Source organism: Streptomyces sp. NPDC041784, assembly GCF_055591025.1.
Window position 1 is genome coordinate 306,936 of sequence record NZ_JBVJAB010000003.1, and the last position, 19,396, is coordinate 326,331.

General features: G+C 70.8%; 20 protein-coding genes and 1 pseudogene. 8 read left to right on the forward strand and 13 right to left on the reverse strand.

Annotated elements, in window-relative coordinates:
- Positions 1 to 282: 282 nt before the first annotated feature.
- Positions 283 to 1,968 (reverse strand): carbohydrate binding domain-containing protein, encoded by a 1,686-nt coding sequence (locus ACZ6D7_RS08060; protein ID WP_469485244.1) that lies wholly within the window; start codon positions 1,966 to 1,968, stop codon positions 283 to 285.
- Positions 1,969 to 2,145: 177 nt separating this feature from the next.
- On the reverse strand, positions 2,146 to 3,282 hold the full coding sequence (locus tag ACZ6D7_RS08065) for an ATP-grasp domain-containing protein (protein WP_469485247.1): 1,137 nt from the start codon (positions 3,280 to 3,282) through the stop codon (positions 2,146 to 2,148).
- Between the two features lie 319 nt (positions 3,283 to 3,601).
- Between ACZ6D7_RS08065 and ACZ6D7_RS08070 the strand changes: the two genes are divergently transcribed.
- Positions 3,602 to 4,465, forward strand: coding sequence for a metallophosphoesterase family protein (locus ACZ6D7_RS08070; protein ID WP_469485250.1), 864 nt, complete (start codon positions 3,602 to 3,604; stop codon positions 4,463 to 4,465).
- Positions 4,462 to 5,151 (forward strand): 4'-phosphopantetheinyl transferase family protein, encoded by a 690-nt coding sequence (locus ACZ6D7_RS08075; RefSeq protein WP_469485253.1) that lies wholly within the window; start codon positions 4,462 to 4,464, stop codon positions 5,149 to 5,151. Before ACZ6D7_RS08070 ends, ACZ6D7_RS08075 begins: the two co-directional genes overlap by 4 nt.
- Positions 5,152 to 5,201: 50 nt before the next feature.
- Here ACZ6D7_RS08075 and ACZ6D7_RS08080 read toward each other — a convergent pair whose 3' ends face one another.
- Positions 5,202 to 5,441, reverse strand: a complete 240-nt coding sequence (locus ACZ6D7_RS08080; protein WP_469485256.1) for a hypothetical protein — start codon at positions 5,439 to 5,441, stop codon at positions 5,202 to 5,204.
- A gap of 240 nt (positions 5,442 to 5,681) precedes the next feature.
- On the opposite strand from ACZ6D7_RS08080, the gene ACZ6D7_RS08085 reads away from it, so the two are divergent.
- Positions 5,682 to 6,713: an alpha/beta fold hydrolase gene (locus ACZ6D7_RS08085; RefSeq protein WP_469485259.1), complete on the forward strand. Its 1,032-nt coding sequence runs from the start codon at positions 5,682 to 5,684 to the stop codon at positions 6,711 to 6,713.
- A gap of 57 nt (positions 6,714 to 6,770) precedes the next feature.
- Here the strand turns inward: ACZ6D7_RS08085 and ACZ6D7_RS08090 are convergent, their stop codons facing one another.
- Positions 6,771 to 7,298, reverse strand: a complete 528-nt coding sequence (locus ACZ6D7_RS08090) for a toxin-antitoxin system, toxin component (protein WP_469486025.1) — start codon at positions 7,296 to 7,298, stop codon at positions 6,771 to 6,773.
- 32 nt (positions 7,299 to 7,330) lie between these two features.
- A complete protein-coding gene (locus ACZ6D7_RS08095) occupies positions 7,331 to 7,981 on the reverse strand; it encodes a helix-turn-helix domain-containing protein (RefSeq protein ID WP_469485262.1) in 651 nt (216 codons plus the stop codon).
- A 229-nt stretch (positions 7,982 to 8,210) separates the two neighbouring features.
- Between ACZ6D7_RS08095 and ACZ6D7_RS08100 the strand changes: the two genes are divergently transcribed.
- Complete coding sequence (locus ACZ6D7_RS08100) at positions 8,211 to 8,879, forward strand: MmyB family transcriptional regulator (protein WP_469485265.1); 669 nt, start codon at positions 8,211 to 8,213, stop codon at positions 8,877 to 8,879.
- Between the two features lie 66 nt (positions 8,880 to 8,945).
- Here ACZ6D7_RS08100 and ACZ6D7_RS08105 read toward each other — a convergent pair whose 3' ends face one another.
- From ACZ6D7_RS08105 to ACZ6D7_RS08120, 4 genes are read right to left on the reverse strand one after another with little or no spacing between them, the layout of a single operon-like run.
- Positions 8,946 to 9,764, reverse strand: coding sequence for an ABC transporter ATP-binding protein (locus ACZ6D7_RS08105; protein ID WP_469485268.1), 819 nt, complete (start codon positions 9,762 to 9,764; stop codon positions 8,946 to 8,948).
- A gap of 29 nt (positions 9,765 to 9,793) precedes the next feature.
- Positions 9,794 to 10,573 (reverse strand): ABC transporter permease, encoded by a 780-nt coding sequence (locus tag ACZ6D7_RS08110; RefSeq protein WP_469485272.1) that lies wholly within the window; start codon positions 10,571 to 10,573, stop codon positions 9,794 to 9,796.
- Positions 10,570 to 11,343, reverse strand: a complete 774-nt coding sequence (locus ACZ6D7_RS08115) for an ABC transporter permease (protein WP_469485274.1) — start codon at positions 11,341 to 11,343, stop codon at positions 10,570 to 10,572. The genes ACZ6D7_RS08110 and ACZ6D7_RS08115 overlap by 4 nt, the downstream gene beginning before the upstream one ends.
- Complete coding sequence (locus tag ACZ6D7_RS08120) at positions 11,340 to 12,311, reverse strand: ABC transporter substrate-binding protein (protein ID WP_469485276.1); 972 nt, start codon at positions 12,309 to 12,311, stop codon at positions 11,340 to 11,342. Before ACZ6D7_RS08120 ends, ACZ6D7_RS08115 begins: the two co-directional genes overlap by 4 nt.
- 168 nt (positions 12,312 to 12,479) lie before the next feature.
- On the opposite strand from ACZ6D7_RS08120, the gene ACZ6D7_RS08125 reads away from it, so the two are divergent.
- On the forward strand, positions 12,480 to 13,331 hold the full coding sequence (locus ACZ6D7_RS08125; protein WP_469485279.1) for an IclR family transcriptional regulator domain-containing protein: 852 nt from the start codon (positions 12,480 to 12,482) through the stop codon (positions 13,329 to 13,331).
- On the opposite strand, the gene ACZ6D7_RS08130 is transcribed toward ACZ6D7_RS08125, so the two are convergent.
- The 3 genes from ACZ6D7_RS08130 to ACZ6D7_RS08140 are packed head-to-tail and all read right to left on the reverse strand — an operon-like array spanning position 13,246 to position 15,421.
- Positions 13,246 to 14,187 (reverse strand): PDR/VanB family oxidoreductase, encoded by a 942-nt coding sequence (locus tag ACZ6D7_RS08130; RefSeq protein ID WP_469485282.1) that lies wholly within the window; start codon positions 14,185 to 14,187, stop codon positions 13,246 to 13,248. The genes ACZ6D7_RS08125 and ACZ6D7_RS08130 overlap by 86 nt on opposite strands.
- Positions 14,184 to 14,357 carry a hypothetical protein gene (locus ACZ6D7_RS08135; protein WP_469485285.1) on the reverse strand — a complete coding sequence of 58 codons (174 nt, stop codon included), beginning with the start codon at positions 14,355 to 14,357 and terminating at the stop codon, positions 14,184 to 14,186. Before ACZ6D7_RS08135 ends, ACZ6D7_RS08130 begins: the two co-directional genes overlap by 4 nt.
- Positions 14,354 to 15,421, reverse strand: coding sequence for an aromatic ring-hydroxylating dioxygenase subunit alpha (locus tag ACZ6D7_RS08140; protein WP_469485288.1), 1,068 nt, complete (start codon positions 15,419 to 15,421; stop codon positions 14,354 to 14,356). The genes ACZ6D7_RS08135 and ACZ6D7_RS08140 overlap by 4 nt, the downstream gene beginning before the upstream one ends.
- 427 nt (positions 15,422 to 15,848) lie before the next feature.
- Here ACZ6D7_RS08140 and ACZ6D7_RS08145 point away from each other — a divergent pair.
- A pseudogene (locus tag ACZ6D7_RS08145) lies at positions 15,849 to 16,154 on the forward strand (Tn3 family transposase); the annotation flags it as partial.
- A 105-nt stretch (positions 16,155 to 16,259) separates the two neighbouring features.
- Here ACZ6D7_RS08145 and ACZ6D7_RS08150 read toward each other — a convergent pair.
- Positions 16,260 to 16,850 carry a TetR family transcriptional regulator gene (locus tag ACZ6D7_RS08150; protein WP_469485291.1) on the reverse strand — a complete coding sequence of 197 codons (591 nt, stop codon included), beginning with the start codon at positions 16,848 to 16,850 and terminating at the stop codon, positions 16,260 to 16,262.
- Positions 16,851 to 16,923: 73 nt separating this feature from the next.
- Here ACZ6D7_RS08150 and ACZ6D7_RS08155 point away from each other — a divergent pair, with 73 nt between their 5' ends.
- Both ACZ6D7_RS08155 and ACZ6D7_RS08160 read left to right on the forward strand, forming a co-directional pair.
- The gene (locus tag ACZ6D7_RS08155; RefSeq protein WP_469485294.1) at positions 16,924 to 17,751 is read left to right on the forward strand and encodes an SDR family NAD(P)-dependent oxidoreductase; all 828 of its coding nucleotides are present in this window, start codon (positions 16,924 to 16,926) and stop codon (positions 17,749 to 17,751) included.
- An 11-nt stretch (positions 17,752 to 17,762) separates the two neighbouring features.
- Positions 17,763 to 19,190, forward strand: a complete 1,428-nt coding sequence (locus ACZ6D7_RS08160; protein ID WP_469485299.1) for a coniferyl aldehyde dehydrogenase — start codon at positions 17,763 to 17,765, stop codon at positions 19,188 to 19,190.
- Positions 19,191 to 19,396 lie beyond the last annotated feature (206 nt).

Sequence of the window (19,396 nt, forward strand, 5' to 3'; positions counted from 1 at the left end):
GGCGGCCGCTCCCCGTGACAGCGGCCGACCGACCCGATCCCCCGTGCCCGGAGATCCCCCATGATCCCCGGATTCCCCCGTCGTCCCCGTGGTGCTTCCCCCTGAAGCACCGTGTTCCCGCAGACCCGCCGGGGCTTCCCCCGTCGTTCCCCCGACGTCCCCGGCGGGCCTTCACGGTTACACCCTTAAGAGCAGGCCCCCGGGCCCCTGATACACCCCTCAGGAAAAAAAGTCCCCCGGACCGGAATCCGGGGGACCTTCGGGTGTGGGTACGGGTGTGGGTCAGCCGGTGAAGCCGGCCGTGATGGAGGTGAACTGCCAGGTGCTCTGGCTGATGCCGGAGCAGTTGCTGGTCACCCCGCCGCCGGGGCAGGGCCGGTCCCGGTTGACGGACCAGTAGGCGAGCCGGGCGAGGTGGTGGGAGTTGGCCCAGTCACGGATCTGCGTCCAGATCGCCGGCGTGGTGTTCTCCTGCTGGTCGGACAGACCGTTCATGCCGGAGATGCCGATGTGCGCGTAGGCGGTGGCGTCGTCCCAGCCGAAGGTGGACTTCAGCTTGTTCTTCAGCCCCTCCGTCGCGTTCACCGTGTTGCCGTACATGTCGGCGCCGCCGCCGAAGTCGAACGGCATGATCGTGAACACGTCGATGCCGGCGTTCAGCGACTTGGCCTGCTCGATCAGCCGGTTGCCGTAGTACGTCGGCCCGGTGGTCGAGGTCCCGAAGGTGACGATCGTCTTCAGGCCGGGGTTGTTGGCCTTGACGGTCTTCAGCGCGGTGAGGATCCGCGCCTGCACGGCCTCGTTCTCGAACTCGTCCGTGTTCTCGATGTCCATGTCGATCGCCTTGAGCGAGTAGGCGTCGATCACCTTCTGCAGCGCGGCCGCGAGCGCGCTCGCCGAGGAGCAGTTGGCCCCGAGCTTGCTGCCCGACCAGCCGCCGAACGACGGCACGATGTCGCCGCCCGCCGAGCGGATCTGGTTGATGACGCTCTGGTCGACCCCGCCGGTGAGCGGACGGCTGCTGTCCCACAGCGGGTTGCAGCCGCCGCCGTCCAGCATGAACGCCATCGTGAACCACTTGATCCCGGTCGCGCTCATCACCGTGGACACGTTCGGCGGGTCGCCCCAGCCCTCGTACAGATAGGGCGCGGCCTGTTTGAACCCGGTCCCGCCACCGCCCGCGTCGGTGGTGACGGACACGGAGCCGGAGGCGCCGGAGGTGTTCCCGGCGGCGTCCCGGGCCCGCACGGTGAACGTGTACGCCGTGCTCGGCGACAGCCCGCTGACCGTCGCCGACGTGCCGGACACGCTCAGCACCTGCGCGGAGCCGCTGTAGACGTCGTACGCGGTGACGCCGACGTTGTCCGTGGCGGCGTTCCAGGACAGCGACACGCTGGAGGAGGTCTTGCCGGTCGAGGTCAGTCCGGTGGGCGTGCTCGGCGCCTGGGTGTCCGAGCCGCCGCCCCCGCCCGGCCCGTCCAGGCTGATGTCGTCGGCCTGGTAGGTGCCCTGGGCGTACCAGCCGTGCACATAGATCGTGGCACTGGTCTGCGCGGCCCCGGTGGTGAAGGACACCGCCAGCCGGCTGTACGCCGACGGCGACGACGTCCAGGTCGAGGCACCGCCGTCGACGCCGAGGTAGACATAGCTGCCCCGGACCCAGCCGCTCAGTGTGTACGCCGTGTTCGGCTGTACGGAGACGGTCTGGGAGCACTTGGCGATGTCGCTCGAACTCACCGCCCCCGCGAGGGCCTTGGAGCCGCCGTGCACGGGGGAGGAGACGATCGAGCCGAGGCCGCCGGAGCAGGACCAGGGCGAGAGCGCGCCCGACTCGAAGCCGGGGTTGGTGAGGACGTTGGCCGCCTGGGCGGTGCCGGGGAGGGCGACCGCTCCGGCGAGGGCGAGAGCGGCGGTGCCGAGCAGAGCGAGGAGACGGCGTCTGGAACGCCGGAGAAATGTGGTGCGCACGCGATCTCCCTGACGATGTGGGGTGTTCGGGAGTGTTCGGGAGTGCAGAGAGGTGCAAGAGGGTGCATCAGGATGCATGAGGGTGCGCAAACAAAAATGGTATGGACCAATCCCGCTGTCAAGGTGATGCACGGGAATTGGTCCATACCGGTGAGGAGTTGTTCTCCCCGGAGAGCTCTAGAGGGGCAGCACGGCCGCCGCGGGGCTCACCTCGACGGAGTCGGCGGGCGCGGGCACGGCAGACAGCAGCGGCTCGGTGGCGGTCTCCTCCACCCGCTGGTGCGGCAACGACACCGCCCGCAGCGGCCGCGGCCCCGACACCACGGTGTAGTCCTGCCCCAGGAACGGCGGCGTGACCTGCCCCGGATCCTCGCCCAGCGCCAACTGCACGGCCGCCCAGGGGGCGTTGACCCCGCACAGGGACAGCTGGTGCAGCCCGCCGGCCGGACGCGTGTTGACGTCCATCAGGACCGGCTGCTCACCGAACATCCGGAACTGGATGTTGGACAGGTAGTGCAGCCCGAAGCCCTCGGCGATCCGCCGGGCCGGCTCCAGCCACTGCTCGTGCAGCGTGAAACCGCGACGGCGGCCGTTCTTGGTGCGGCCGATCGCCATCCGCAGGTGGTTGTCGGGGCCGGTGAGGCAGTCCACCGACACCTCCGGCTGTTCCAGACGCGGCATCACCAGCCAGTCCACGGTCTCCTCGGCCCGCCGCAGCGCGTCCACGACCAGGTCCAGCTGGACGTACGGGGTCGGGAAGCCGCTCAGGTGCACGAGCGAGAAGGGGGTGCGCGTGATCACGCGGAAGCCCACCCCGCCCGCGCCGGACGCCGGCTTGAAGCACGCCTTGTGCCCCGCTTCCTCCAACTCCTCGACGGCGACGACGAGTTCGTCCGCCGTCCGGACCCGGTACCACGGCGGCACGGGCACGCCGATGGCCTGGACCGCCTCGTAGGCGATCACCTTGTCCTCGAAGACGGCCACGGCCTCGGGCGTCGGCGCCAGCAGCGCCGTACCGGCCGCCGCGAAGTCGGCGCGGTGCGCCACGATCGCCGCCTGGTGCAGCCGGGGCACGAACACGTCGATGCCGCGGCGTCGGCACTGGTCCAGCGCGTACTCCACGTACGCGGCGGGGGACAGGCCCTCGGGCTCCAGGTCCGCGGTGTCGGCGGCGGACAGTACGGGGGAGTCGGCGTCGCCGTGCGTCGCGTGGATCTCGACGGCGCGATCACTGGGATTTCGCCGCAGCTGATCCATGAAGAACACGTTCTCCGCGTACGTGCGGTTGAGCCAGACGCGTACGCGAGAGACCATGCGAGGCCGCCTTTCACGGTTCGCGGGCAGGGCGAAGCAGGCCCGGCCCGGGCAGGGGGAATGGAGGGTCACCAAACCGCGCTGCGTGAAGGGACGTTCATGGCGGTGGTGTTGGGGCGATCATACGGCTTCCGAGAGGTGCCGCGTGCAACGCGCGTGTTACGGATTTGCTGATCTTGTTCATGATTGTCGTGGCGTCGGGTAGGGACCTGACCGGCGGGTAACCGGACGATGGCGGGTCGTGGTCGGTGCCGCCTTGTCCGCCGGCCCCGGATATGTTGTGGTGGTGCTTTTCGAGGTTCGGAACGGGGGACGCAAGGTGACGTCGAAGGCCGGTGATGGTGCCGGACAGCTCCTGGCCATCAGTGATCTCCACATCGGCTATCCCGAGAACCGGGCCCTGGTCGAGGAGATGGCACCGGAGACGGACGACGACTGGCTCCTGGTGGCCGGGGACGTCTCGGAGAACGTGGCCGACATCCGCTGGGCGCTCAAGACCCTCGCGAGCCGTTTCCGGAAGGTGATCTGGGCCCCCGGCAACCACGAGCTGTGGACCCATCCCTCGGACCCCGTCACCCTGCGCGGGGTCGCCCGCTACGAGCACCTCGTCGAGGTCTGCCGTGACCTGGGCGTGACCACGCCCGAGGACCCCTACCCGGTGTGGGAGGGCCCCGGCGGCCCGGTCGCCGTCGCACCGCTCTTCCTCCTGTACGACTACTCGTTCCTCCCGGCCGGCTGCACGACCAAGGAGGAGGGGCTGGAGTACGCGCAGGGCACCGGGATCGTCTGCAACGACGAGTACCTGCTGCACCCCGACCCCTATCCGACCCGGGAGGCCTGGTGCCGGGCGAGGGTCGCCGAGACCGAGCGCCGGCTCGCCGAGCTGCCCGCCGACCTGCCGACCGTCCTGGTCAACCACTACCCGACGGACCGCCACCCGATGGACGTCCTGTGGTACCCGGAGTTCGCCATGTGGTGCGGCACCTCCCTGACCGCCGACTGGCACCACCGCTTCCGGGTCGCCGCGATGGTCTACGGCCATCTGCACATCCCGCGGACCACCTGGCACGACGGCGTCCGCTTCGAGGAGGTGTCGGTCGGCTACCCGCGCGAGTGGCGCAAGCGGCCGCAGCCACCGGGGCGGCTGCGGCGCGTCCTGCCGGCGGAGGTGACGGCGCCGTGATCGAGGAACTGCTGCCGGACACGGTCGTGGCCGTCGAGGCCTTCGGCGAGGAGGGCGTGCGCGAGTTCGGGGACGGGCCGCTCTTCCCCGAGGAGGAGGCGCTGGTGGCCCGGGCGGTCGCCAAACGCCGCCGCGAGTTCACCGTCGTACGGTCCTGCGCCCGGCGGGCGATGGAGAAGCTCGGCGTGGCCCCGCAGGCGGTGCTGCCCGGCGAGCGCGGTGCGCCGGGCTGGCCGGACGGCCTGACCGGCAGCATGACGCACTGCGAGGGCTACTGCGCGGCCGCGCTGGTGCGCGCCGCCGATCTGGCCTCCCTCGGCATCGACGCCGAACCGCACGCGCCGCTGCCGGAGGGAGTGCTGGAGGCCGTGGCGCTGCCCGCGGAGCAGGAGCGGCTGCGGCGGCTGGCCGCGGACCGGCCCGAGCTGCACGGCGACCGGCTGCTGTTCAGCGCCAAGGAGTCCGTCTACAAGGCGTGGTTCCCCCTCACCCGGAAGTGGCTGGACTTCAGCGAGGCCGACATCGAGATCACCCCCGGCCCCGACGGCACGTCCTCCGGCACCTTCCGGGCCCGCCTTCTCGTCCCCGGACCCGTGGTCGACGGCCACCGCGTCGACCACTTCGACGGCCACTGGACGGTGGGGCGCGGTCTGGTGGCGACGGCGATCGCCGTCCACCACTACTGACCCGCACCCCGTCCGTCAGGTCCGCCGGGGTCCCTCGCCCCGGCGGCCGGTCACGCCCCCGGGCACCAGCTGTTCAGCAGCCGGAAGAACTCCTCCTCGTTTCCCGTGAGGCCCGCCTCCGCCAGGGCGCGGTCAGCCTCGGCGAGGACGGCGGGCGGGACCATCGGCGGCAGCCGGTCGTGCGGCGGGCCGGAGGTCTCGTCGCCGAAGGCGGCCCGGACCGTGTGGAGGAGGCGCAGATAGGCCTGGACGGCGGTGCGCTCGCGGTCGGTCAGTACGGCTGTGGGCATCGGTCGGCTCTCCCCGTGTCGGCGTCGCTCCCACGCGCCCGGACGGCGCGTACGCCGCCACACGACGGCGCACCTCCCAGCTTGCCGCCCACCACTGACAATCCGGCCGCGCCCCCCATCGGTTCGCCCGCTTAGCGGAGGTGAAACCTCCTCGAAATCCCCTGGGGAAAACCCTCCCTACGCTGGAGTGAAGGGCTCTCGGCCGACCGCCGGGGGCCAGGGAGCACGGGAGGCGAGCGAGTGGTCGACGTCCCGCGCCGGCGCCCCGCGCGCGCCGCACGGCTGCGCCCGGTGGGCGACGGGGAACTGGAACTTCGGTACCGGGTCGTGCACGGCTACCGCCGTGCCTACCGCATGGCCGGCGAGGGCCCCGCACTGGTCCTGATCCACGGCATCGGGGACTCCTCGGCCACCTGGGCCGAGCTGATCCCCGACCTCGCCCGCACCCACACCGTCATCGCCCCCGACCTGCTCGGCCACGGCGCCTCCGACAAACCCCGCGCCGACTACTCGGTGGCCGCGTACGCCAACGGCCTGCGCGATCTGCTCACCACGCTCGGCGTCGAGTCGGCGACCCTGGTCGGACACTCGCTCGGCGGGGGAGTGGCGATGCAGTTCGCCTACCAGTTCCCCGAGCGCACCGAACGGCTCGTCCTGGTCAGCGCCGGCGGTGTGGGCCGCGAGGTCAACCCGGCACTGCGGCTCGTGTCGCTGCCCGGCGCCCATCTCGCCCTGTCCGCACTGCGGTTGCCCGGCATGCGGCTGCACGTCGGCCTCGCCGTGGGCCTGATGCGGCTCCTCGACACCGATCTGGGCCAGGACGCGCCGGAGTTGCTCACCCTTGTCGACGCCCTCCCCGACGACACCTCCCGCAACGCCTTCATCCGCACCCTGCGCGCGGTCGTCGACTGGCGCGGCCAGGTCGTGACCATGCTCGACCGCTGCTATCTGACCGCCGGCCTGCCCACCCTGCTGCTGTGGGGCGACCGGGACAGCGTGGTGCCGGTCCGGCACGCGTACGGCGCCCACGAGGCGATGCCGGGCAGCCGACTGGAGATCTTCGAGGGCGCCGGGCACTTCCCGTTCCACAGCGACCCCGCCCGGTTCCGCGACCTGGTCGAGGAGTTCACCCGCACCACGGCCCCGGCCGACTGGAGCCGCGACCACTGGCGCGCACTCCTGCGCGCGGGCCGCCCCGGGGCGCGGGACGGAGGCCTGCCGGAGGAGGCCGTACGGGACCTGCGCGAGGCGAGCGAACGCAGCGCGACCTGAGGGCCGTAGCGGACACGTGTGGCGCCGTCCGGACATGTGTACGACGGGTGCGGAGGGTCAGCCCTGCGGCCCCAGGTACCCCAGCGACGCCTCGATCCGCCCGGCCAGATGGTCCCGCTGGCCGCGCCGGGCGGACGAACCCGGCAGCAGCGCACGGCACTTGCTGGCCAGCAGCAGGCCGAAGCTCTCGGCCTCCTTCTCCTCGGCCTGGTCGAACCGGGTGCGCGCGGCGACCCGCAGGACCGTCGCCTGGAGGTCCGCCCCCTCCGTGAGGAGCCGGGCCGCGACGGCCGCGCCCCCCACGTGGTGACTGCAGTGCCCGGCCTTCATGTGCCACAGCTCGTGTCCGAGGATCACCAGCTGGTGGTCGGGCGCGGTGCGTTCCTCGATGACGACGAGGTCCTGGTCGGCCATGTCGAGCCAGAGCCCGCTGGCCGTGTCGGCCGGGAAGGCGGCCATACGGAAGTGGACGGGGCGGCCCCGGCGTCTGCTCATCCCGTCGCACAGCGCGGTGTACAGGTCGGCCGGCGCCGCGGGGGCCGGGAGGTTCAGTTCGGAGACCAGTTCGCCGCACAGGCGGCGCATTTCCTTCGCGATGCCCACAGTTCTCCCCCGGATCACGACTCGGGCCGCTTCACGCTCTCCAGGAGCATGTCCAGCCACTCGGCGACCTTGTCGCGGTGCTGGTCCGTGGGCAGTTGCGCGGCCCGCCAGGCGATCCCGCGCACGCCGTGGTCCTGCAACAGTCTCTCCAGCGGGTCCTCGGCGGCCGCGGCCGCCTCCCGCGCGGCGAGCTTCTGGAGCAGCTCCTGCTCGGTGTGCTGGAGGGCGCCCGCCAGGGCCTCGGGGTCCTCGGCCGTGAGGAAACCGGCGTGCACCCGGAAGAACCGCTGGATGGCGTCGCAGTGCTCCATGGTGGGGCGGCGGTCGCCGTTGATGAGGGCGCCCGCCTGCTGCCGGGACATGCCGGCGCCGTCGGCGATCTCCTGCTGCGTGTACTTGCGTCCGTTCGGCTTCAGCCGGGTACGGCGCAGCAGGTCCAGGCGCTGGAGGAACCGGGCCTGGACATCGGGCTCACCGGCCGGGCGGCCGCTCAGCAGGGCCTTGACCACCGGCTCGGGGACACCGGAGGCGACGGACAGCCGCCGGGTGTCGAAGACCTCCGCATGGGCCACGCCGAGCCGGTCGGCGAGTGCGGCGACACGGGCGACGACGGCCGACGGCAGTACCGTCGCGGTGGCGCTCGGAACCTCGAAGCCATCCGACACCGACAGGTCTCCTACGTCTCTCACGTCCCTCTCACAGGCACAGACGGGCGCCGTGAACTGCGTGGAGAGTAGCGGGTCTTTCGAACTCACATCCAGGTCTCGCCACAACTGTGGCCAATTTCAGCCGTCAACGAGCATGGAATGCCACGATAGTTGACACGACTCGCGTCCGGGCATCAGGATCGGCACGCCGCGTGAAGGCCGCAGAGGCAAGAGGGGTGACCGCCCGATGGCGTATCAGGCAGGAGGGCAGCGGTCCGCGCCGCGGCCCGTCCCCGAGAGTCTCGAGGCGCAGGCCTACCTCCAGGACTACGCCGGGTACCTCGAGGCCGTGCCCTTCCCGTCCGTCGTGCTGGACCACCGCTGGGACGTGGTCCTGGCCAACACCGCATTCGAGACACTTTTCCGGGGTGTGAGTCCGCATCCGACGGCGCTGCCGGGCGACAACTTCCTGCGGTTCGTCCTCTTCCACCCCGACGCGTCCACGCTGCTCGGCGACCACGAGTCCAGCTGGTGCCTGCCGATGCTCGCCTGCTTCGCCGCGGCGCTGGAGCGCCACGGCCACGACCACGGCCTCCAGTCGATCCGCCGTGACATCGCCCAGGACCCCCTCATGGAGGCCGCCTACCGGCAGGGTCTGCCGCACTGGATCCGCGCGGTCGGCGAGGGCGCCGTGGAGCACGACGGGGCGATCCGCCCGCTCCTGCACCCCGACCCGCGCCGGGGCGTCACCGAGTGCCGGATCGTGGGCGACACCCCGAGGACCCTCCAGGACATGGGCTACACCCGGCTGACGATGATCCTCCGTGAGCCCCGCCCCGCACCCGCCCCCCGCAGGACCCGCACCGCGCGCCGTACCGCGAGCCATCTGACCGTGGTCCCCGCCCCCAGGTCCTGACCGGGCACCGTCGGCGTTCAGGTCGCCGACGGCGCCTCGGTCGGCGGCTCGTCCCTCGGTTCGTCCCTACTGTTTGTCCCGGGGTTCGTCCCGCTGTTCGTCCCGGGGTGTCCCGCGCTTCGCCGCCTGGATCTGCTCGTACACGTGGGTGCGCAGTTCGGCGAAGCGTGGGGCCACCCGGGTGTGCAACTGGTCGCGGTCGTCCGGCAGATCGATCTTCAGCTGTTCCTGGACGACGGTCGGGGAGGCGGACAGGACGAGCACCCGCTCGCCCAGGTAGACGGCCTCGTCGATATCGTGCGTGACGAAGAGGATCGTGATGCCGCGCTCCCGCCACAGCCCCCGCACCAGGTCCTCCAGATCGGCGCGGGTCTGCGCGTCCACGGCCGCGAACGGCTCGTCCATCAGCAGCACCCGGGGCTCGTAGGCGAGCGCCCGGGCGATCGCCACCCGCTGCTGCATACCGCCGGACAGCTGCCACGGATAGGCGCCCGCCGCATCCGCGAGCCCCACCGACCGCAGCGCGTCGGCGACCAGCTCCCGCCGCCGCGCCCGGTCCAACCCCTTCTGCCGCAACGGCAGTTCGACGTTCTCGCCGACCCGCTTCCACGGGAAGAGGCTGCGCCCGTACTCCTGGAACACCAGCGCCATCCCGGGCGGCGGGCCGGTCACCCGCCGTCCCTCCAGGAGCACTTCGCCGGAGGTCGGGGCGAGCAGTCCGCCCATGCACTTCAGCAGGGTCGTCTTGCCGCAGCCCGACGGGCCGACGAGACAGACGAGTTCCCCCTCGTCGACGGTGAAGGTCAGGTCGCGCACCGCCTCGACCCGGCGCCCGGATCCCTCGTAGACCTTCCGCAGGCCGGATACGTCAAGAAGCGCGTGCATGGACCGCCCTTTCGCGAGGGGCACAGGGGTCATGGGGACCGCCGACTGGACGCGCGCAGTCCGTGGTACCAGCCGAGCACCCGCCGCTCGACCAGCTGGAAGAGGACCGACAGGACGAAGCCGAGCAGACCGAGCAGCAGGATCCCGGTCCACATGTCGGGGATGGCGAAACCCCGTTGGAACTGCACGATGGTGAAGCCCAGCCCGTTGCTCGCGGCGAACATCTCGCTGATGACCATCAGGATGATCCCGATCGACAGCGCCTGCCGCAGCCCCGCGAAGATCTGCGGGCTCGCCGCCGGCAGCACGAGGTCCTTCAGCCGGGCGACGCCCGTGACGCCGTACGAACGGGCGGTCTCCGCCATCACCGGGTCCACCGCACGGACGCCCTCGACCGTGTTGAGCAGGATCGGCCACACACAGCCGCTCGCGATGACCACGACCTTCATGGTGTCGCCGATGCCCGCGAACAGCATGATCACCGGGACCTGTACGGGCGGCGGCACGGCCCGCAGGAACTCCAGCACCGGCTCGCACACCGCCCGCACCCTGCGGTACGACCCGATGACCGTGCCCAGCGCGATCCCCACGACGGCCGCCGCCGCGTAGCCGCCCGTGAGCCGCAGCACGCTCGGCCGGACGTCCGTGCGCAGCCGCTCGGCCGTCCACACGTCCGGGAACGCCTCCAGGATGGTGCGCAGCGGCGGCCAGTACACGTCGGTGCTGCCGTCGGACGCCAGCCACCACAGCGTGACCAGGGTGGCGGGCAGGGCGACCGCGTACCGCAGCCGCCGCAGCAGACGCCTCACACCGCCACCTCCCCGCGCACCGACTGGTGCCAGGCGAGCGCCCACCGCTCCACCGTCCGCGCGCCCACGTTGATCAGCAGCCCGAGCACCCCGGTGACCACGATCAGCGCGTACATCTCCGGCACCGCCTGCGAGGTCTGCGCGACCGCGATCCGGGCGCCCAGCCCCGGTGCGCCGATGACGAGTTCGGCGGTGATGGCGAGGATCAGCGCGACCGCCGCCGCGAGCCGCACCCCGGTCATGACGTACGGCAGCGCGGTCGGCCACAGCACGTGCCGGATCCGCGCCCAGGTGCCGAGACCGTACGACCGCGCCGTCTCCTCGGCGACCGGGTCCACGTCCTGGACGCCGTACAGGACCTGGATGAGGACCTGCCAGAAGGAGGCGTAGACGACGAGCAGGAGGACCGAGCGCAGTTCGGTGCCGTAGAGCAGGACGGCCAGGGGGATCAGGGCGACCGACGGGATCGGACGGAGGAACTCGATCGTGGAGGCCGTGGCCTCGCGCAGATGGGGGACGACCGAGAGGAGGACGCCCGCCACGATGCCCGCGCCTACCGCGATCGCCAGCCCGATCGCCCAGCCGGTGAGGGTGTCGCCGAGCGCCGTCCAGAAGGCGGGGTCGGCGAGTTCGTCGCCGAGCGCCCCGGCGATCCGGCTGCTCGGCGGGAAGTAGGCCTCCTTGACCACGCCGAGCCGCGGCACCGCCTCGCCCAGGGCGAGGAAGGCCGCGAGCCCGGCCGCTCCGAGTGCGATGTTCTCGCCCTTCACGGCAGCAGCTTGTCCAGGTCCGGGGCCGTCTTGAAGAGACCGTCCTGGTCACCGAGCTTCTCCAGCGCCTCGATGGACGAACGGTTCGCCTCGGCGGGCCACTTGGGCAGGGTCACCTGGTCCAGCACCGACACGGGGATCTTGGTGTACGAGGTGACGATCTGCCGGACCTCGTCCGGATGGGAGTCGGCGTAGGCGAGGGACTCGGCCGTGGCCTCCTGGAACCTCTTCACCACGTCCGGGTTCGCCTGCGCGTACTGCGTCGAGGTGAAGTACATGGCGACGGTGAGGTTCGGCGCCACGTCCACCAACGGGGAGGCGATCTCCGCACCGCCCTGGCTCTTGACGGTGGCCAGCGCCGGCTCGACCACCATCGCGGCGTCGATCTGCCCGCTGTCGAGCGCGGCCGGCATCTGGTCGAAGGCCAGCTCCACGAAGTTCACCTTGTCCGGGTCGCCGCCCGCCTTGCGCACCGACTCCCGGACCGCCGTCTCGTTGATGTTCTTCAGGGTGTTGATGGCGACCTTCTTGCCCTCCAGGTCCTTCGCGGACTTCAGGGGGCTGCCCTTCTTCACCGTGATCGCCCCGAAGTCCTTGCCCGCCACGCCCGTCGACGCGATGCCGTTCGAAACGGCCTGCACGGGAACCTTGTTGGACTGGGCGACCATCAGGGAGGTCATGTTGCTGAAGCCGAACTGGAACTGGCCGCTGACCACACCCGGCACGATCGCCGCACCGCCCTGCGCGGTGGTGATGGACAGCTTCAGCCCGTGCTTCTCGTAGAAGCCCTGCTTCACTCCGAGATAGACGGGCGCGACGTCGACGATGGGGATGAGGCCGAGTTTGACGGTCGTGACGCCCCCGGACGACGAACTCCCGCCGGACGAACCGGAGTCGTCGGACGAGCCACAGGCCGCCGTGGCGAGCAGGAAGGTGCCGGCCGCGAGACCGGCGAGCAGACGACGCATGGCTCCTCCTGTGCAGTAACAACGGTGTTCCGACAGGCTGTGCGCACACCGCACAGTAGTGCTCAACTGGCGTGCAGGGAACGTAGAACCGGCCCCGTATCGGGGTCAATGGGTTTGGCTGACGAAATTGTTGACAGTTTTCCCAGGGTCGGCAGTGAGGAGACGGCGATGACCACCGCACCCCGCGCACCGCACTTCGTCAGGTCGTTCGAACGGGGGCTCGCGGTCATCCGCTGCTTCGACGCCGACCACCCCGCCCGCACCCTCAGCGACGTCGCCCGCGCCTGCGACCTCACCCGCGCCGCCGCCCGCCGGCTGCTGCTCACCCTCGCCGACCTCGGATACGTCCACTCCGACGGCCGTCACTTCCGCCTCACCCCGCGCGTCCTGGAACTCGGCTACGCCTACCTCGCCGGCCTGACGCTCCCCCAGCTCGCCCAGCCGCACCTGGAGCAACTCGTCGCGGACGTGAAGGAGTCGTCCTCGCTCTGTGTCCTCGACGGCGACGACATCGTGTACGTCGCCCGGGTGCCGACCCGGCGCATCATGTCCGCCACGATCACCGTCGGCACCCGCTTCCCCGCCCACGTCACCTCGGTCGGCCGGGTGATGCTCGCCGGCCTCCCGGACGCGGAACTCGACACCCGGCTCGCCCGGACCGAGCCGCGCCCCTACACCGCCCGGACCCTGGCCACGCCCGAGGATGTGCGATCGGAAATCCTGCGCGTACGGCGGCAGGGGTACGCCCTGGTCGACCAGGAACTGGAGGAGGGGCTGCGCTCGGTCGCCGCCCCGGTGCGGGACCGGGGCGCCGCGGTGGTGGCCGGCGTGAACATCGCGGTGCACGCCGGCCGTACGTCGGTGGAGTCGGTCCACCGGGATCTCCTGCCGCCCCTGCTGGCCGCGGTGGCCCGGATCGAGGCGGACCTGCGGATCACAGATCCAGGACCAGCCGCCGCCCCCGGCACCGGGACACACAGATCATCATCGTCTCCCCGGCCTCCCGCTCCTCGGGACTGAGCACGGAGTCCCGGTGTTCCGGAGTGCCGTCGAGCACGTCCGTCTCACAGGTGCCGCAGGTGCCCTCGGCGCAGGAGTACAGCACCTCGACCCCGGCGGCCCGCACGATGTCCAGCACGGAGACGCCCGGCGCCACGGTCAGCGTCAGCCCGCTGCGCTCCAGCTCCACCTCGAACTCCCCGTCCTCGCCCGCCGGCCGCTCCCTCGGCCGGAACCGCTCCATGTGCAGCGCACCGGCCGGACAGCGCTCCTCCACCGCGTCGAGCAGCGGGCCCGGACCGCAGCAGTAGACCAGGGTCCCCTCGGGCAGCGCGTCCAGCACCGACCCGAGGTCGAGCAGACCCGACTCGTCCTGCGGGGCCACGGTGACCCGATCGCCGTAGCGCGCCAACTCCCCGGTGAACGCCATGGAGTCACGCGTACGGCCGCCGTACAGCAGGGTCCACTCGGCGCCCGCCGCCTCGGCCGCCGCCAGCATCGGCAGCACGGGAGTGATCCCGATCCCGCCCGCGATGAAGCGGTAGCGCGCGGCCGGGCGCAGGGCGAAGTGGTTGCGCGGGCCGCGCACCCGCACCTTGTCGCCCTGGCCCACCTGCTCGTGCACATGGGCCGATCCGCCCCGGCCGTCAGGCTCCCGCAGCACCGCCACCCGCCACGCCGTACGGTCCGCCGGGTCGCCGCACAGCGAGTACTGGCGCTCCAGCCCCGGCCCGAGGAGCAGGTCGACGTGCGCGCCCGGCTCCCAGGCCGGCAGCGGCTCGCCCAGTGGGTGGCGCAGGGTGAGGGCGAGCACGCCGTCGGCGACCGACTCCCGTCGCTCGACGACGAGTTCGGCCTCGTACACGTCGTCGCTCATGAGGTGCTTCCCGGGGGCTCGTGTCCTTCGGGGTGGCCGAGCATCCACTCCCACATCTCGACCGGGTCCTGGGCGGTCCGCTCGGCGCCGCAGTGACAGGTGCCGTGCAGCACATCGGTACCCGGCAGCCAGTCGATGCGGTAGATCTCGCCGGTGGGGCCGCCGCTCACAGGACCTTCTCCACGGGCTTGTCGCCCTCCTCGACCAGCCGGGCGAGGATCCGGCGGGCCGCCAGACCGCCGGTGTCGATGTTGATGCTCAGCTCCTGGTAGCCGGTGCGCTCGGTGCCGAGGGTCTTCTGGAGCAGGTTGAGCGCGTCGACGTCCTGCATGACGACGGTGTGGTTGTTGCCCCGCAGGAACTCGGTGACCTCGTCGTCGTCCGTCGCCCAGTCCCGGGAGACCATCCAGAAGTCGTACACCTTGCCGTCGGAGGACGGCGTGATCGCGTACGTGATCTCGGTGTGGAAGCCGTTCGGGTCGCTGCCGTCGGCCTCCGGCAGCACGCCCACCGGCGCGATCCGGCTGTGCAGCAGGTACAGGCACGGGGCGTGGTACTCGATGTCCTGCCAGCGGGTGATCCGCCCCTCGATCCCGGTCGAACGGGCGTAGAACGGCGGGCACTCGGCGTCGTCCATGTGCCGGCTCACCCGGACGATCCCGGCGCCCTCGTCGACCTCCGTCGTGATCGGCGTCTCCGCGACCTCCGGGGTGCCGATGTAACCGCCATGCAGATATGTCTCGTGGGAGAGGTCGAGGAGGTTGTCGACGAGCAGACCGTAGTCGGCGTCGATCGGCTCCATGCCCCGGACGGTGGTCCAGCCCGGGGAGTCGAGGTGGCGGGCGCGCGGGACGGACCGCGGGTCGGCGAGCGCCGGGTCGCCGATCCACACCCACACCAGGGAGTCCTGCTCGACCACCGGGTAGGAGGCGACGCGGGCGGTGCGCGGGACGCGTTTCTGCCCCGGCACGTACACGCAGGCGCCGGTGGTGTCGTACGTGAAGCCGTGGTAGCCGCACACGATCCGGTCTCCGTCGAGCCGGCTCTCGGAGAGCGGGAACCTGCGGTGCACACACCGGTCGTGCAGCGCGACCGGCGTCCCGTCCTCCTCCGTCCGGTAGAAGACGAGCGGCTCACCGAGGATCGTCCGCCCGAGCAGCTCCTCCCGACCGACCTCGTGGCTGTAGGCGGCGACGTACCACTGGTTCCTGGCGAAGGCGGTCGTGTGAGGCATGGCGTTCCCGTCCCTGAGAGCGGGGCGCCGTCGCCCCGCGTGCCGTGGTTGGGATCAGCGTCGTGACGGCGACGGCCGCTGCGCAAGGCGGCTTCTGTCAGGCGGAAGGGATTCGATAAAAGGGCTGGTCAGAGCGTAGGTCAATCTTTTGATGATCACCGGTACGGCTAACGGAGTGCCGCTGTTGGTCAGTTCACGCCCGAGGAGGTCGAAGAGGACCAGCGCGGCCTGACCGCGCTGTTCTGGTCGAACGTCAACCCGTTCGGTACCTTCCGCTTGGACATGGACAAGCGCCTCGACCTGGGGCTCACGGTGCCTCGACCCCGCACCCTGGCGGACGCCACCGACCGACCGAGCACGGAAACACGATGAAGGACTACCCGTCGTCGGCTGGCCCGCTTTCTTGAGCGGCGGCGGGAGTCTTGCCGTGGACGCGGCCCGGTATCTGGCCGACGAGTCGTACCGGCGGCGAATCGCCCGGCAGCTGAACAAGGGCGAGAACCTGCACGTCCTGCGCCGGGAACTCGCCTACGTCGGCGAGGGTGCGGGTCCGGCGCCGGCACTGCGAGCAGCAACCGAGCAGATGTGGTGCCTGACGCCGGCCACCACCGCGATCGTCACCTGGACCACCGAGTACTACGGCCTCGCAGTCACCGCGCTGCGCCGGGCCGGCCGACCCGTTGATGACGACCTGCTGGCACACATCTGGCCCAGCCGCCACGCCAACGTCAACTTTTACGGCACCCAGGCCGGATTGTTCGGTCTTGCTGACGCGGTCAGGCGGTTCGGGCCGTGGTCCCTACGCCGGCGAGCGTGGTGGTGCTGGATGCGGCCGGTTTCAGGTGGGGCGGTGGATGGCCTGTACGGCGGTGTCGTAGAGGTCGAACAGATCGACCTTTCCGCCCAGGCGTACCCATTCCTCGTTGGCTGCCTGCAGGCAGACGATCGCTGCGGCTGCGATCGCGCGGGCTTGCAGGGTGCGGCGGTCGGAGTCGGGCAGTCGCGGCTCGATCTGCGGTGCGAACAGGTCCTGCCAGCGGGCTTGCTTCTCGGTGTGTCCGGCGCGTAGGGAGTCGTTGCCGAACAGCAGCGTGATGAACTCCAGGCGCCCTTCGGCTGTTATGTCGATCTCCTCGAGCACCTGGAACGCCGCGCGCAGCGCCGCCCAGGCATCCTCGTCGGCCGGGCGCTCGGCGAGGCGCGCGGCGATCAGTTCGCCCTGTTCGTCCAGGCCGCTGAGCGCGAGGTCTTCCTTGTTGCGGAAGTAATTGAACAGGGTCCGCCGTGAGACGCCCGCGGCGGCGGCGACCTCATCAAGGGTCGTGTTGTCGAAGCCCTTGGCGGCGAACAGCTCGATCGCGGTCCGGGCCAGCAGTGATCGGACCACGGAGCGGGTCTGTTCCCGGATAGGGGCCGGTTTCTGAGTCATGCACTGATGGTACGCCGTTTCATGCGACGCAGCTACTTGCACTCAGTGCAAAAGCGTGCGTAGAGTGAATGCCATGAGCGACATCGACTACCACCGTCAGACCGTCATCGTCACCGGCGCCAGCTCCGGCCTCGGCGCCGAATTCGCCCGCCAGCTGGCCCGCCGCGGCGCCAACCTCGTGCTGGTCGCCCGCCGCGCGGACAGGCTCGAGATCCTGGCCGCCGAACTCACCCGCGCCCACGGCGTCACCGTGACCGCCGTCGCCCGCGACCTCGGCCGGCCCGACGCCGGCCGCACGCTGCGCGCCGAACTCGAGTCCCGCGGTATCCACGCCACCGGACTGGTCAACAACGCCGGCTTCGGCACCCACGACGCGTTCACCGACGAGGACCCCGAACGCCTGCAAAGCATGATCGCGCTGAACATCAGCGCGCTGGTCGACCTCAGCCGCGCCTACATCGACCCGCTGACCTCCGCCGACACCGGCGTCCTGATCAACGTCGCGAGCCTGCTGGGCTTCCAGCCGACCCCCTACATGAGCGCCTACGGCGCCACCAAGGCCTTCGTCCTCAACTTCACCGAATCGCTGTGGGAGGAGACCCACGGCACCGGCCTGCGCGTCCTGGCCGTATGCCCCGGCGCCACCCGGACCGAGTTCTACGACGTCGCCGGCAGCTCCGCCGACTACGGCACGAAGCGGGCAACCCCCGAGCAGGTCGTGAAGATCGCCCTCGACACCCTCGACCGCCGATCCGCGCCCCCGTCGGTGGTCACCAACGGCCGGTCAGTCGCTTTCCTCGGAAGGCTCCTGCCGCGCCGCTCGATGGTCCGGCTCATGGGCTGGATGGACCGCCGCCAGCGCCCCCAGCACCCCGTCGCCCTTACCCACGCCCACAGCTGAGGAACACCGTCATGACCATCACCGACATCACCGCACAGCCCACCGACGCGGAGCGCTTCCATCACATCCTCCAGACTCAGCGCGCCGCCTACCTCCGCGACGGAGCGCCCTCCCTGGAGGCGCGGCGCAGCGATCTGACCAGGTTCAAGGCGGCGCTGATCGCCCGGCGCGGCGCCATCGAGGAGGCGATCGACACCGACTTCGGACATCGCTCGCGACACGAGACCGCGATGATGGAACTCGTGGGCGTCGTGCAGGGCATCGACTATCTGCGGCGCAACCTTCGCCGGTTCATGCGCCCGACCCGCCGCCACATCGAGTTGGCGCTGCGTTTCGGCAGCAATCGCATCGAGTACCAGCCGCTGGGCGTGGTGGGCGTCATCTCGCCGTGGAACTATCCGGTCAATCTGTCGCTGATGCCCGTGGTCACCGCGATCGCGGCCGGCAACCGCGTGATGCTCAAGCCGTCGAAGCTGACCCCGGCGACGAACGCGGTGCTCGCGTCGATGCTCAGCGAGCTCTTCCCGCCTGAGCAGGTCACGATGGTCAGCGGCGACGGTTCCGCGTTCTCCTCCCTGCCGTTCGACCATCTCGTCTTCACCGGCAGCACCGAGGTCGGGCGAGCCGTGATGAAGGCGGCCAGCGACCACCTCGTCCCCGTCACGCTGGAACTCGGCGGCAAGTCCCCGACCATCGTGGCCAAGGGACACGTCCGGGACCAGGCCGTGTCCGACATCGTCTTCGGCAAGCTTCTCAGCGGCGGGCAGACCTGCATCGCCCCCGACTACGCCCTGGTGCACGAATCCGAGATCGACGCCTTCATAGCCGGCTACGACAGACTGGTGAAGACCGCCTACCCCGACGGCCCCACCAGCGACGACTACACCTCGATCATCGACGACAAGCAGCACAAGATCCTCACCGACCTGATCGACGACGCCCGCGCCCACGGGGCGCGGATCATCGAGGTCGGACACCGGCCGGGCGACGCGGCCCGCCGCCCGCACACCCTCGCACCGACCGTCGTGCTCGGCGTCACGGACGACATGCGCATCGCCCACGAGGAGATCTTCGGCCCCATTCTGCCGATCTTCGGGTACCGCGACATCGACGACGCCATCGACTACGTCAACGCACGGCCGCGGCCGCTGGCGCTCTACTACTTCGGCGACGACGGCCCCGACCGGCGCAAGGTCCTCGACCGCACGACCTCAGGCAACGTCACCGTCAACGGCACCATCATGCACGTCGCGCAGGACGACCTCCCCTTCGGCGGCGTCGGCGCCAGCGGGATGGGCAAGTACCACGGCATCGAAGGCTTCCGCACGCTCAGCCACCCCAAGGGCATCCACGTACAAGGACGCTTCAACGCCACCCGCCTGCTGCGCGCCCCCTTCGGCAAGCGCACCGAAACCCTCCTCAACTTCCTGCTCCGGTAAAGGAGGCAGCACCGGCGCCCGCCGCCCCTCAGCCCCCACACAAGTGCGGCCGCCCGTTCGGCGAGACCGATCAGAGGATCGGCGGAAAGGGTGTTCACCCCGAGCGGCGTCGAACACCAGGACGCACTACCGCCCGTGCAGCGACCAGGGCCTGGCCGAGGCGCACGCCTCCGCAAGGAGGCCACCGATGGCTGATCACGACCTCG